The 14681-nt window shown below is 40.5% G+C and carries 11 protein-coding genes; 5 read left to right on the top strand and 6 right to left on the bottom strand.

Translation table 11 applies throughout. The features are described from left to right. Positions 1–272: 272 nt before the first annotated feature. Positions 273–3098 carry a phosphoenolpyruvate carboxylase gene (gene ppc, locus GMC92_RS04180; protein WP_070665422.1) on the bottom strand — a complete coding sequence of 942 codons (2826 nt, stop codon included), beginning with the start codon at positions 3096–3098 and terminating at the stop codon, positions 273–275. A 38-nt stretch (positions 3099–3136) separates the two neighbouring features. Then, positions 3137–4378: a cell division peptidoglycan polymerase FtsW gene (gene ftsW, locus GMC92_RS04185; protein ID WP_049483360.1), complete on the bottom strand. Its 1242-nt coding sequence runs from the start codon at positions 4376–4378 to the stop codon at positions 3137–3139. 248 nt (positions 4379–4626) lie between these two features. On the opposite strand from ftsW, the gene GMC92_RS04190 reads away from it, so the two are divergent. The 3 genes from GMC92_RS04190 (at position 4627) to GMC92_RS04200 (ending at position 6762) form a co-directional block, all read left to right on the top strand. Then, complete coding sequence (locus tag GMC92_RS04190; RefSeq protein WP_118095399.1) at positions 4627–5502, top strand: GH25 family lysozyme; 876 nt, start codon at positions 4627–4629, stop codon at positions 5500–5502. 140 nt (positions 5503–5642) lie between these two features. Beyond that, positions 5643–6116 carry an aminoacyl-tRNA deacylase gene (locus tag GMC92_RS04195; protein ID WP_118396693.1) on the top strand — a complete coding sequence of 158 codons (474 nt, stop codon included), beginning with the start codon at positions 5643–5645 and terminating at the stop codon, positions 6114–6116. Positions 6117–6138: 22 nt separating this feature from the next. Then, on the top strand, positions 6139–6762 hold the full coding sequence (locus tag GMC92_RS04200) for a histidine phosphatase family protein (RefSeq protein WP_338324032.1): 624 nt from the start codon (positions 6139–6141) through the stop codon (positions 6760–6762). 37 nt (positions 6763–6799) lie between these two features. Here GMC92_RS04200 and lysS read toward each other — a convergent pair whose 3' ends face one another. The 4 genes from lysS to GMC92_RS04220 all read right to left on the bottom strand — a co-directional run bounded on the left by lysS (position 6800) and on the right by GMC92_RS04220 (position 11740). Further along, positions 6800–8290, bottom strand: a complete 1491-nt coding sequence (gene lysS, locus GMC92_RS04205) for a lysine--tRNA ligase (protein ID WP_070665415.1) — start codon at positions 8288–8290, stop codon at positions 6800–6802. A 270-nt stretch (positions 8291–8560) separates the two neighbouring features. Further along, a complete protein-coding gene (locus GMC92_RS04210) occupies positions 8561–9904 on the bottom strand; it encodes an ABC transporter permease (protein ID WP_155199811.1) in 1344 nt (447 codons plus the stop codon). Then, on the bottom strand, positions 9904–10599 hold the full coding sequence (locus GMC92_RS04215; protein WP_003002759.1) for an ABC transporter ATP-binding protein: 696 nt from the start codon (positions 10597–10599) through the stop codon (positions 9904–9906). The genes GMC92_RS04210 and GMC92_RS04215 overlap by 1 nt, the downstream gene beginning before the upstream one ends. After that, the gene (locus GMC92_RS04220; protein ID WP_155199812.1) at positions 10583–11740 is read right to left on the bottom strand and encodes an efflux RND transporter periplasmic adaptor subunit; all 1158 of its coding nucleotides are present in this window, start codon (positions 11738–11740) and stop codon (positions 10583–10585) included. The genes GMC92_RS04215 and GMC92_RS04220 overlap by 17 nt, the downstream gene beginning before the upstream one ends. A gap of 179 nt (positions 11741–11919) precedes the next feature. On the opposite strand from GMC92_RS04220, the gene gorA reads away from it, so the two are divergent. Continuing rightward, positions 11920–13269, top strand: a complete 1350-nt coding sequence (gene gorA, locus GMC92_RS04225; RefSeq protein ID WP_155199813.1) for a glutathione-disulfide reductase — start codon at positions 11920–11922, stop codon at positions 13267–13269. A gap of 396 nt (positions 13270–13665) precedes the next feature. Beyond that, positions 13666–14681, top strand: a 1016-nt coding sequence (locus tag GMC92_RS04230) for a collagen binding domain-containing protein (protein ID WP_277754487.1), incomplete at its 3' end; no start/stop codon positions are given.

A 14681-nucleotide genomic window follows, 5' to 3' on the forward strand; every position in this document is an offset into this window, starting at 1 on the left:
AAAAGCCTCCAATAAAATATATTTTATAGATAGACAGTAGGCAATACAGTCTAACTTTCCTTACTATTCTATCGAATTTTAGATAAAATTGCAAGCCTTTTACCTATATTTTCTTAATTATTCCTCTTCTTTTCTTTTATTTTATCAGCTTGCTGAAAGATCCTGATCTAGCTTTGAAAATTCTCATTTTAAATCTTCTATTTAAGCCATTACATACCTTTTGCTCCTTTAATATCAGGGACTAAAAAAATCGGAACAATGTTCCGATTTTTTTAACCTGAATTTCGTAATCCTGTAGCCACTCCATTGATCGTAATATGGATTAGCTTGTCTTGATCGGCTGGTAGTTGTCCAGTCCGTTGACGTCGAATCAATTCTAACTGAATATAGTTCAAGACGTTAAAGTATGGCATCCGATAGTCCAAACTTTCTTTCAAATAAGGATTTTCAGCGAGCAACTCGTCTTGTTCCTCAATCATCAAGATGATGTCCTTGGTCAATTGCCATTCATGTAAGATAATCTGATAGATATTGCGAACTTCTTCTTCTTCACACAATTGGGCGTACTCAAAGGCAATATCCATATTAGCTTTGGATAAGACCATATCCACATTTGACAAGAGAGATTGGAAGAAAGGCCAGTTTTTATACATGTATCGAAGGGTTTCGATATTCTCAGGATCCTCATCGATAAATTCCTTAAAGCTAGAACCTACTCCATACCAACCAGGGAACATCACCCGACTTTGTGACCAAGAGAAGACCCAAGGAATAGCACGCAAACCACCAATTTCTGTAATGGTCTTACGAGCAGCTGGGCGTGAACCAATATTAAAACTTGAAATTGCTTTGATCGGACTTGATTCAAAGAAGTAATCATAGAAGTGCTCATTTCCAAAGACCAAATCACGATAGATATCGTAACTGCGATTCACGACTTTATCCATGACTTCCCCGAAACGATCAAACATAGAAAATGGACTCTTTTGTTCGGCAATCATTCGGTTAATGGTTGCAGAAACGAGCATTTCAAGGTTGTAGTAGGCAGCATCTTTATTTCCATATTTATTGCCGATCACTTCCCCTTGCTCAGTTAAGCGGATACGGTCATTAATGGATTTCAATGGTTGAGACGTGATGGCTTCATAAGTAGGACCTCCACCACGACCAACAGTACCACCACGACCATGGAAGAAGGTAATCTTCACTCCAAACTCATCTCCGATAGCGGTCAATTGTTGTTGGGCTTTAAAGAGCGTCCAGCATGAAGACAAGTATCCACCATCTTTGTTGGAATCAGAGTATCCTAACATAATCTCTTGGTAGTTGTTCTTAGAAGCAATCCAACGTTTGGCAATCGGAAGAGACAAGTAACTTCTCATGGTTTCTTCTGAGTGATCCAAGTCTTCGATCGTTTCAAACAACGGTACGATTTGAACACGAGCTTTTTCCGTATCGACTAAGCCCACTTCTTTCAACATCACAGCCAATTCTAACATATCTGACACACTGGTTGCATGAGAAATGATGTTTTGACGAATGACTTCTTCTCCTAAACGATCTTTCAATTCACGGGCCGTTTGGAAAATCGCTAATTCTTTTTCAAGCAGTTCAGATTTTTCTGCATGGGTTGCTGATAAAATACGTGGGTCTTCTAAAAGTTCTTTCAAGAGAACTTGACACTTTTCATCCTCTGATAAATCAGAATAATGGTCATTAATTCCAGCTGATTTCAGCAATTCTGCCACACAGGCTTCATGCACACTCGAATCCTGGCGCATATCAATAGAGGCCAGATAGAATCCAAAAACATCGATGGCTTCTAGAAGTTCTGCAAATTCACCAGAAATCAAATACTCTGATTTGTTTTCTAACAAGGAATCTTTGATCTTTTCAAGGTCTTCTTTAAATTCTTGAGCAGAGGCATAAGCTGGAGCTTCTTTCTCAGAAATTTTCTTTAGAGCTCCAGAGATACGATTGCCGATATAATCAGAAACTGGCCCTTGTTGATGAGCATTTGCTCCTAATAACCTCTCGACAGCATAACGATCTTCTCTGGTTTCTCCCACCATCGTCCATTCTTTTAAATTGACCAAGGTTTGGATCAATTTTGACTGGATATAGTGGAAAGCCCGACGGTAAGGTTCTTTTTCACGAAAGACGGATGTATCACTGGATAGGGCTGCCATTTCAGCTACTGCTTCACTTGTTTTAGAAAGACTCGTTGAAAGGGAGAAATGACGGTATAATTTAGAAATCTTTTCGATGTAATAGTTCAAAATGACTTCGCTTTGAATAGTTGCTGAACGCTTCAAGGTCTCAGCTGTTACAAACGGATTCCCGTCCCGGTCTCCCCCGATCCACATGCCCATTGTGATCGGACGTGGTTGTTCAAGCTCTAATCCATGCTCTTTTGCCAAGCGTTTGTATTCCAACATCAGGTTTGGAACAGCTTGCAAGAAAGAGCTATTGTAATATTCCATAACGTTGGTGATTTCATTAGTAACCTTCAATTTTTTGTCACGAATCATATCCGTTTGCATCATGATTTCGATATTACAACGAAGGTTGTTATACCACTTATACTCATTCATTAAACCAGCTTTAACATCCCGGTGCTGACGAAGAAGAGCATGAATATGATTGGTTAAATCCAGCATGGTTTTTCGTTGCACTTGAGTTGGATGGGCTGTTAAAACAGGTACAATATTGAGATTTTCAAGAATTTCTTGTGCATCTTCATTTTTCGCAACTTCTTTAATGGTTGAAGAAAGTTTTCCGAGGTATTCACCATCCACGTTATTCAAATGATTGATTTCATAGGCCAAATCAACATCTTCTGAGATGTTAATCAAGAGTGGTAAAATGGCAAAATAACGTGAAATCACTGTCATTTCTTCATTTGTCAATTGTTCCACTATTTGATTTAACTCACGATAGTTCTGTGTTTTTGATAGATCCTTCAACTGCCTAATTTTATCAAAGGTTTCCGGACGAACCAAATTTTTCGTAATATCATCTAATAAATTGGTTAAGATTTCGGCTTCTTCTTTGATAATATCTTTATTTGTGAAGTTCTCTAATTTTTGTAAGACCATTTTTTCTCCTTTTTGAATAGCCATTCAACAATTCCCTTTTAATAATAAGGTTTGATTTTACCTTTTTCTTCAAAAACCATGCCTTCTTGTTCCATCTTAGCCCGTTTTTCACTAGCATCGATATTCAAAACGAAAGCAATCGCTACGGATAAGACCCATAAGCTATTTCCCCCTTGGGATAAGAAGGGGAAGGTCACTCCTGTAGACGGAATCAAACCAGAAATTCCTCCGATGTTAATAAAGGTTTGCACTAAGATCATCCCACCGATCCCAATGGCCATCATCGAATTAAAAGGATTCTTTGCTCGAATACCGACTAAAATGATCCGAAGAATTAAAAAGAATAGGAGAGCAAGGATCAAGCTAGCTCCAACAAAACCTAATTCTTCAATCACAATTGCAAACACAAAGTCTGTGTGCGCTTCTGGTAAGTATCCTTGTTTTTCAATGGAATTTCCTAGCCCCAAGCCAAACCAACCACCGTTACTCATGGCATAGTAAGAATTAGCTAATTGGTGACCTGCGCCAGACAAGTCATTAAAGGGGTTAAAGAAGGCACTAAAACGTTTGGCCACATAACCAAAGACAGGAATTTTAGCGACACGATCCACACCGATGATCCATATTGAACCAAGGACAATGGTGGATACCCCAACAACTAAACCAAGTAAAGAGGTAAACCAACGGTAACCCACTCCACTAGCCGTAATCATGATCAAGACCGTTAAGGCCAAGATCGTCGCATTTCCCAAGTCCGGCATAATCACAACGATTCCAATCAGAATCAAGGTCAGCCAACGCCAATCGTTTAAATTCCTTGGAATCCATTCATTGTGGGTCAAGGCTTGATAATCATAATCGCGTATCTCGTCTTGTCGTTTAGAAAAGATCAAGGCTAGATACCAGACTAAGATCACCTTGAGGTACTCCGCTGGCTGGATACTGAAACCTCCAGGAATTGTCAACCAACCGTGAGCTCCATTGACCGTATCCGTGATAAACCTAGACAAAATCAACAAAATCACTTCAATAAAGATGACAAAAGCCAGCACTTTTTTATTTCGAAGAAACTTTAAGCTAAATTTATAAATCAAGGCGATGGTTAGGAGACTAAGGATAAAAAAGAGTCCCTGTGTCCGCACCATCCGAGTAGAACTCACTCCACTTTGAATTGCCAAGGCACTTGTTGTCGAATAGACTACAATCAAACCAATAATGGATAAAATCAAATAGGGAATGAGGATGGAATAATTTAAAAGATGTCTTTTTTCAATTTTCATAATTCACCATATTCCTAATGTTCAACCTTCATTATATCATTTTTAAGAAGCAAAACCAAGGAAAGGCCAGAAAAGATTCGGCTTCTTCTCTATTTTCCAGAAATATTCTTAATATTTTTCTTATTTTCATATATTTTTATCCTTTTTCGATGAAAAGATTCCTTTTTTTTGAAAATAATGGCTGAAATTGGGATCTTTTAAGCATTAACTTTTGCCTTTTCGTTTTTTTTACGGTAAAATGATTCTGTATGAGAAAAAGGATAAAACCCGTTGTTCTCTTGGTCTTTTTTATCAGTTTCATTTCTTTTCTCGTTCTTTCACGAACAATTGCTGATATGCAAGCAAGAGCACAACAAGAAACAACCCAAACGATTCCGAACTCCAATACACCTAAAAAAACAACTACTGCAAGCTCTTCTTCTAAAAAAGAAGAAGACATCAATCCAGAACTGGTTGGCCGCCCGATCATTGATATTTCAGGCTGGCAATTGCCTAGTGAAATTGATTACGATGTCCTCTCCCAAAATGTGGGAGGTGTAATCGTTCGTGTCCATAGTGGGGCTCAAGCTAAAAAGGAAAATGCAGCAACCTACTTAAATGGTCTGGATAAATCTTTTAAAACCCATATCCAAGAATTCCAAAAACGAAATATCCCTGTCGCAGTCTATGCTTATGTCGCGGCTAAGGATAAAAAAGAAATGGAAAAAGAAGCAGAGGAATTTTACAAGGCTGCTTCTCCTTACAAACCGACCTACTATTGGTTAGACGTTGAGGAAAAAACCATGAAGGATATGAACGCAGGTGTTGAAGCTTTCCGAGCAAAACTACAAGCTTTGGGTGCAAAAAATATTGGACTCTATATCGGAACTTACTTCATGGAAGAACATAGTATCTCCACTGATAAATTTACGGCTCTTTGGATTCCTACTTATGGATTTGATGATGGCTACTATAATGCTGCACCAGATACCAACACGGAATACGACTTGCATCAATATACCTCTCAAGGGCAATTAAATGGATTCTCACACTACTTGGATCTCAACCAAATTGCTCCGACGCAAGACCAAGAAGCGATTTATCGGAAACTTTTCAAGGTACAAAAAGATAACTCTTCCTCATAGCCTTAAAACAGCAGATCAAGTGATCTTCACTTTTTCTGCTGTTTTCTATTTTTCAGGAGAAGGCAATATTGCCGCTATTATATGTTATAATGGTCTAATGAAATCTGATTTTGTAGAGAAAAAGAGAAAAGGAGAAAGCCATGGCAAAAAAAAATAAAGTAAAAAAAACCTTGGTCGAGCAGATCTTGACAAAAGCAAAAATTGAGCACGTAGGCCTACAAATCAACGCTTTAGAAGGGATCTTACCAGAAGGGATTGATCGCTCTACTATTTTCAAAACCCTAGCTCTCAAAGGAGATAAAACGGGGCCCGTGATTGGGATCATTCCTATTACGGAGCATCTTTCAGAGAAAAAATTGGCCAAATTATCGGGAAATAAGAAAGTGGCTATGATTCCTCAAAAGGATCTCGAAAAAACCACAGGTTATATTCATGGTGCCAATAATCCGGTGGGCATTCGTCAAAAGCATCCTTACCCTATTTTTATCGATGAATCGGCCCTTCAGTTAGAGAGCATGATCGTATCTGCTGGGGAAATCGGCCATAGTATTCAAATCAAACCACAACTTCTAGCAGACTTCGTACAAGCGACTTTTGCAGATATTTTAGAATAATGACAGAGAAGGAGACAAGATTGTGAAACTATATTTTATTCGACACGGACGGACAGAATGGAATGAAGAAGGACGTTTTCAGGGATCAAATGGCGATTCTCCGCTGTTACCGGCCTCTATTCATCAGCTTGAAAAATTAGGAAAGCACCTAGCTAGTGTTCCTTTTGATGCAGCCTTTGCAAGTGATCTGCCACGAACAGTCCATACCGCACAGATCATCCTCGATCAATTGGAGGCACCTCTAGAATTGCAAGCAACGCCTGCTCTTCGTGAGTGGAATTTAGGAAAACTGGAAGGTGCTAAAATTTCTACCATTTCCGCTATCTATCCCCAACAAATGGATGCCTTTCGCCATAACCTAGCCCGCTTTCAAAATGAAATCTTTGATGCAGAATCTGTCTATGAAACGACCAAACGTACCTGTGATTTTGTAAAAAGCCTGAAAGAAAAAGAGCTCGATACTGTCCTCATCGTTGGACACGGAGCTAATTTAACTGCTTCTATTCGAACCTTGCTTGGTTATGAAACAGGAGAACTCCGCAAAAATGGCGGACTAGATAATGCCAGCGTGACGATTCTGACAACAGATGATTTTGAGCACTATCACTTAGATACATGGAACGACACCTCTTATTTAGAGGACTAAAAAAACACTGATCTTGCGATCAGTGTTTTCTTTTAGCTTATTTCATAGTTGGGAAGAGAAGGACGTCGCGAATCGTTGTTACATTGGTCAACAACATAACGAGACGGTCAATACCAATTCCAAGTCCACCTGTTGGTGGCATACCATATTCAAGGGCTTCAACATAGTCATAGTCGATGCCTGTAGCCTCGTCATCTCCCAATTCTTTGGCACGCGCTTGCGCTTCAAACCGTTGCAATTGATCGATTGGATCATTCAATTCCGTGAAGGCATTGGCATACTCTTTGGTCATGATAAAGAGTTCGAAACGGTCAGTGAAGCGTGGATCTTCTGGATTTTTCTTAGCCAATGGAGATACTGCTACTGGGTGACCGTAAACAAAAGTTGGTTGTGTCAAGGTTTCTTCAACAAATTCTTCGAAGAAGGCATTGATAATTTGTCCCACTTCTGTGTAGTGTTTTTCAACTGGTACATGTTTTTCGTTTGCCAGTGCTACAGCTTCTTCAAAGGTCATGTCTTTCCAGAAGTCAACACCTGTGATTTCTTTGATCGCATCAACCATGTGAACCCGTTTGAATGGTTCGTTGATTTTGATTTCTGTTCCTTGATAGTCAATTGGACCATCACCATGGACCGCTTTCGCAGCATGTTGGATAATGCCTTCTGTTAAGTCCATGATATCGTGGAAGTCAGCGTAAGCTTGGTAGACTTCGATCGAAGTGAATTCAGGGTTGTGAGTAGCATCCATTCCCTCGTTACGGAAGATCCGTCCAATTTCATAGACGCGTTCCATCCCACCTACAATCAAACGTTTCAAGTGAAGCTCAGTCGCGATACGAAGCACCATGTCAATATTTTGCGCATTGTGGTGAGTGATAAATGGTTTGGCAGCCGCACCCCCAGCTTCATTGTGAAGCACTGGTGTTTCCACTTCAAGGAATCCTTGACCATCTAAATAACGACGGATTTCAGAGATGATTTTTGAACGGGTTACAAAGCGTTCGAAGCTTTCACGGTTTGAAATCAAATCCAAATAACGTTTGCGATAGATGGTTTCAACATCTGAAAGTCCGTGGAATTTTTCAGGCAAGGGACGAAGGGCTTTTGACAAGTGAGTGATATGAGTTGCTTTAATCGAAAGTTCACCCATGTCTGTGCGCATGATTTCCCCTTCAACACCAAGGAAATCACCAAGGTCAGCTTTTTTGAAGATTTCGTAGTTTTCTTCTCCAACAGCATCCTTACGAACGTAGATCTGAATTTGACCTTCACGGTCTTGAAGATGGGCAAAGCCAACCTTTCCTTTTCCACGTTTGGTTACGAGACGACCAGCAATAATAGCTGTTTCGTTCAAGTCGTGGAGTTGTTCTTTATCTAATTCTGAATATTTTTCTTTTAATTGACCTGAATTTGCAGTGCGTTCGAATCGTTTCCCAAATGGATCGATTCCTTGTTCACGAAGGGCCGCCATTTTCTCACGACGGACAATCTGCTGGTCATTCAATTCTTCCATATGTTCAGTAGTCATTTGGAACCTCCTAAGTTATTCTCCCCTATTCTATCATATTTAGACCAGAAATTCACTAATATTTACCAATTAAACAAAAATAAGATGGAAGAAAAAATGCAGCTTCTTGAATGAATACTCAAAAACATCTGAAGACCATCGTTGACTACCTAAATAGCTTGACCTGTATAAGACGAGATGATTGAAAAGGTTTCGACAAACTATTCCACAACAGCATCAAAAAGGAGCGTGGAGAATCTTGAACCATTCATCCTGACCCGCTCCTATTTTTTATTCATAACGCAGTGCTTCGATCGGATTTAACTTAGAAGCCTTATTCGCTGGTAAAATTCCAAAGATGATGCCTACAAAAGCAGAGAAAATAATACTGCCGATAGCGACATTTAAGGAAATAATCGGCGGTCCTTCTAGGGAGGCTGCTGCGAGTGTAGTAATCAAGCTATTCACACCATAAGCAAGACCAAGTCCAATCAGCCCACCAATGATGGTCAAGACCATCGACTCAATCAAAAATTGAACCAAAATCTTACCTCGGGTTGCTCCCAAGGCTTTGCGAAGTCCAATTTCTCTCGTCCGCTCAGTGACAGAAACCAACATGATATTCATGACTCCAATCCCACCAACTAAGAGAGAAATCCCAGCAATAGCTCCGATTACTGATGTCATAATTCCTACTACTTTATTGGTTTCCTCTAGGATGCTATCCAAATTAAAGATTTGAAATTCTCCCTGGCGAACACCTGAAAGTTCTGTTAACTTTTGAGCAGCTTCGATCCCAACAGATTTGATTTCTTTCACATTTGGAACGTGAACGACAATGTTCTGAATCTCGTCTGTTCCAAATTCAGAAGCCAGTTGGGTATTGGCCATCAAGGCACTTCCACCTGAAGAAGCTCCATAGAGGGCTGTCCCTGCATTTGGATCCTTGAAAATACCAACGACGCGATAATTGTTGTCCCCAACAGAGACCACCTGATTCAGTGGATTCTCCGTTCCAAATAATTGTTGAGCCAATCCTTCATCAAGGAGCACCACCCGTGAGAAATTACTATAGTCTGAAGGGGTTAATTTTCGTCCAGATAAGAGCTCAACCTTTTTGACAGAAAAATAGGTCTCATTTACCCCTTGGATGTTCACACCGTCTGCTTTTTTCTTTTGAAAAGCAATGGTTGCATTGGAGGTATTGCTAACATAGTAACCATCGATGCCTTGAATCTTGGTTAATTCCTTAACCCAAGATTCTTGCACAACTGGTGGTGCTTCTTGGACTTGACCATCAACATCTTCAGCGTTTTCCCCATCGATATCCGATGGAGCAGCCATCCCTCGGTCTTCAGCTGCAGGGCCACTTTCGCCTCCGCCTTCTCCTTCTCCAGTATCATCAGAAGGGCCAATATTGATCCCAGTCACATAGCCACTCTTGTTGGGAGAATAAGAGATTTGTACATACTCTTGGTCCTTGGTGAAGGTCTTGGTGACACCAGCTTTCATTCCATCTCCAAGAGCCATAATGACAACGACAGAAGCAACCCCAATAATGATCCCTACCATGGTCAAGAAAGACCGTAATTTATGGCTCATAATCGAGCTGATCGCAAATTTCCAATTTTGCATTAGGTCCCCCTTTCCAGCTTGCTATCTGAGGAGATCACTCCATCACGAATGACGATGCGGCGATGCGCAAAGGCTGCAATTTCTGGCTCGTGTGTAACCATGATAATGGTTTTTCCTTCTTGGTTTAGCTTGGTTAACAAGTCCATTATTTGCTCCCCCGTCTTGGTATCTAGGGCTCCAGTCGGCTCATCTGCTAAGACGATGGCTGGCTGATTGACGAGAGCTCGAGCGATCGCAACCCGCTGTTTTTGACCTCCAGAGAGTTCCGACGGCAAATGGTGCATGCGAGAATGGAGCTCTACCTTTTCAAGGTACTGCTCAGCTAATTCCTTCCGTTTAGCAGGATGAACTCCTGCATAAATGAGAGGCAGTTCCACATTTTGAAAGGCATTGAGCTTGGAAAGAAGAAAGAATTGTTGAAAGACAAAACCGATCTGTTCATTTCGAACACGTGCTAATTTTTTCTCACTGAGATTTCCAACCTCCTGACCTTCTAGAAAATACTCTCCACTGGTCGGGCGATCCAACAAGCCAATGACGTTCATCAAGGTCGATTTTCCTGAGCCAGATGGACCCATAATGGCCACAAATTCTCCCTCTTCGACTTCTAAATCGATGTCTTTTAAGACACGAAGTTCCTGATCCCCATTTTTATAGGTTTTATTGATTCCTTTTAGTTCAATCAATTTTGTCATATTTTCCGATCTCTTTTCCATCTTCCAGTTTCTCATTAGGATTCACAATAACTTGAGCATCTTTCTTCAAGCCTGACAAGATTTCCTGATTTTCAGCATCGGCGTTACCAAGCGTCACTTTTACTTTCTTAGCCTTGCCATTTTCGACCGTCCATACATAGCTCGTATCCCCATCAGCCATGATACTTGTCACGGGAACAAGGGGATGTTGAGTAGAACTTTTGACTTCAATATTGACAGAAAAGCCTTGTTTGAGTTCCCCAATCTCACTGGTAATATCCACTGTAAATGGGTACTTGGCTCCACCGCTTCCTTGTGTTCCACCTGCTGCATTGGCACCTGCTTGACCCGCGTCGGTCGGATAGTTGGCTACATAAGAAATCTTTCCTGTCCAGGTTTTATCCGGATAAACCTTGGAAGTGAGGACCACTTCCTGACCCTCAGAGATATTGGCCAAATTGTATTCAGACAATTCCCCTTTAACTTGTAAATTCCCGTTGCTCACAATGTGAACCAGAGTTTGGTTGGTCCCTGTAGTCGATTTTGAGACATCTTTATTGACTTCGACCACGGTACCATCTGTATTACTCCTGACTGTTGTCGCATCCAGAAGAGCCTTAGCCTTGTTCATATTATCGACCGCATCCGACTTAGCATCTCGTAAATCGCTAGCTTGAGAATCGACTGTCCGTTGGGTCTGCGAAGCTGATTTGGCATCTGCTTCTTCATCGCCTGTCGTATCAATGGTCACACCATTTGTCAGTAAGTCATTTAACTGACGATCTGCCTTATTGACAGCACGAACGGCTGCATCATAAGCGGTTTGGGCCTCTGTACTGCTATACTGAACAATTGGCTGACCTGCTGTTACTTGATCTCCTACATTGACCAATATCGACTGCAAATCCCCTTTGGTTCCATCAAAATAGACATACTGCTCCTGGTTAGCAGTGACTTTCCCAGTTAACAAGACCGAAGAAGCGATCGATCCATCCTTGACCGTTTGCACCATTGGAGTTTCTTTCGTGATTGCTTGATCAGGAGTACTTGGGTGCGAAAACACCATCACACTTCCTGTTCCAATCACCGCAATAGCTGCACCTGCAGCTGCAAATAGTTGCCATTTTTTCAATTTCTTCATCGTTTTTCTCCATCAACGAAAGCGTTTTATTCTATACCATAGTATACCATATTTCCTTACTTTTCTATCTAAAATTGACACGGCAACATGAAATTTAAATGCTTGGTAACATGCTAAACCCTTGACTTTTGTAACAGTTGATATTACAATCAAACTGAAGTCCCATTTAGGAGGAAAACATGAAAGAATTTGATATTATTTCAATCGGTGGAGGTAGTGGAGGAATCGCTACGATGAACCGGGCTGGAGAGTACGGAGCGCGCGCTGCTGTCATCGAAGAAAAACAATTGGGGGGCACCTGTGTCAACAGAGGATGTGTGCCTAAAAAGATTATGTGGTATGGTTCACAAATTGCAGAAGCCATTCGCGATTACGGGCCAGACTATGGTTTTACTTCTGAACAGACTAAATTTGATTTTGCAACCTTAAGAAAAAATCGCGAAGCCTATATTGATCGTTCTCGGAATTCTTATGATGGTAGTTTCAAACGCAATGGAGTCGAACTGATTGAAGGTCGTGCTCGTTTTGTGGATGCTCATACGGTTGAGGTAAATGGAGAGACCATCAAAGCCAAGCATATTGTAATTGCGACAGGAGCCTATCCTCATATTCCTTCTGTTCCTGGAGCAGAATTTGGCGAAACATCTGATGATGTCTTTGCTTGGGAAGAACTCCCTACATCTGTTGCCATTATTGGAGCTGGCTACATTGCGGTAGAATTAGCCGGTGTACTTCACCATCTAGGCGTTCAAACGGACCTCTTCATTCGAAAAGATCGGGTATTACGTAGTTTTGATTCTTCCATTTCTGATGGTTTAATGGAAGAAATGGAAAAACAAAGACTTCCTCTTCACAAGCATAAGGTTCCCATGAAGCTTGAAAAATTAACAGACGGACGTGTCAAGGTTTACTTTGAAGATATGACCAGCCATGTAGCGGAACATGTCATCTGGGCAACCGGACGCAAACCAAATGTCCAGGATCTCAATCTAGAAGCTGCAGGCGTCACCTTAAATGAAAAAGGATTCATTGCAGTGGATGAATACCAGAATACAGTGATTCCAGGAATCTATGCTCTTGGGGATGTCACAGGTGAAAAAGAGTTGACTCCAGTGGCCATTAAGGCTGGGCGAACCCTTTCTGAAAGACTATTTAATGGAAAAGTCGATGCTAAAATGGATTATACTAGCATCCCTACCGTTGTCTTTTCTCACCCTGCTATCGGAACGGTGGGCTTAACGGAAGAGGAAGCCCTACAAACTTATGGAAAAGAGAATATTAAAGTCTATACTTCTCAATTTGCTTCTATGTATACCGCCGTTACCCAACACCGCCAGCAGGCAAAATTTAAACTCATCACTGCAGGACCAGAAGAAAGAGTCGTTGGCCTTCACGGTCTTGGCTACGGAGTGGATGAAATGATCCAAGGATTTGCAGTTGCTATCAAGATGGGAGCGACAAAAGCCGATTTCGATGCAACTGTCGCCATTCACCCAACTGGATCAGAAGAATTCGTAACCATGAGATAAAAAATAAGCTTGAAGTCCTTGTACTTCAAGTTAAAAGGACTATTTCAATAAATAATAGTCCTTTTTCATTTATCTAATATTGGTAAAAGCCTTAAAATTTACAATATAAAATATTTTTATATTTAAAACTTCACTAATTTGTGATATAATTCACTTTGTAGGATGTCTTTTTCGACTGCAGACTAGTGGGAGGTGCATTTTTATTGGTGTTGTCTTGAAAAAGCGACCTATAAAATTTCTCAATTTTGTAAGTTTTTGGCAACTACATACAAATTGATGCAAACGATTGGAGACAAATGGGAGAAGAAAATGAATCAAAAGAATCTAAGTAGACTTGTAAAAGTCTTCTTTCTTATATTTTTACCATTATTATTTATCATATTTTCGCAATCCGATATGGTAAAAGCTGGAGATGTAAGTAACAATATTAGCTCACTTACTGTTTCATCTCAAGAAATCACAGATGGGGGACAAACAACCGTTAAGTTTACATTTGATGAGCATGCCCAAAAGATTCAACCAGGGGATACATTAAAAGTTAATTGGACTAGTTCTGGAACTATCTTTGGTGTAGGATTTAAAAAGACTATTCCACTGAGTATTGATGGAACTTATGTTGGAGACATGGTCATTACAGATGGATCTGCGACGGTGACTTTTAATGAAGGCATCAAAAACCTTCAAAACATCCGTGGTTGGGGTGAGTTTGAGATTGAAGGGCATAATGATACAGCAACCGATAAGGAGCATGTCGGAAAATTCACTATTATTAGTGGAGCTAGAAAAGTAGAATTAAACGTTAAGAAAATGGCTACTGGTGTTAACAGCGCTCCATTCTATCTCAAAGCGGGTGATATGCACGCAAATGATCCTGAACATATTCTTTGGACACTAACCATTAATGCAATGAACTTAGATGTAGATGGTGATGTTCGTGTTGAAGATGACATCCAAGGTGGTCATTCACTTGTAAAAGATAGTTTTAGTATTACTACTACAGGTAACAAACCAGGATATTACGGTGGCTCAACTGCTATCGATGATTTCTTAGCAGACTTTCCTGGAGCAACTTTCACAATTGACGCAACCGGAAAAATTAAGGTTACTATTCCTCAAAGTGAAATTAATAAGACTGGCGTCCTGATCTTTTACCAGACTAAAGTAGAGAATGAAAATCAAAAGAATTTCTTAAATAATACTAAGGTATGGTATCACGTTAAAGGTGAGCAAGCCGTTGTTGCCAAGGAAGTTAATGCATCTGTTGCAAATATTAATGCAAACGGTGGTGTGGATGGCGATATGACATCAACAACCACTACGACTCAAGAGCCGACTACAACAACAACTACGACTCAAGAGCCGACTACTACTACAACTACGACTCAAGAGCCGACTACTACTACAACTACGAC

Origin of the sequence: Streptococcus parasanguinis (assembly GCF_009717775.1) — a bacterium.
GTDB lineage: Bacteria > Bacillota > Bacilli > Lactobacillales > Streptococcaceae > Streptococcus > Streptococcus parasanguinis_AG.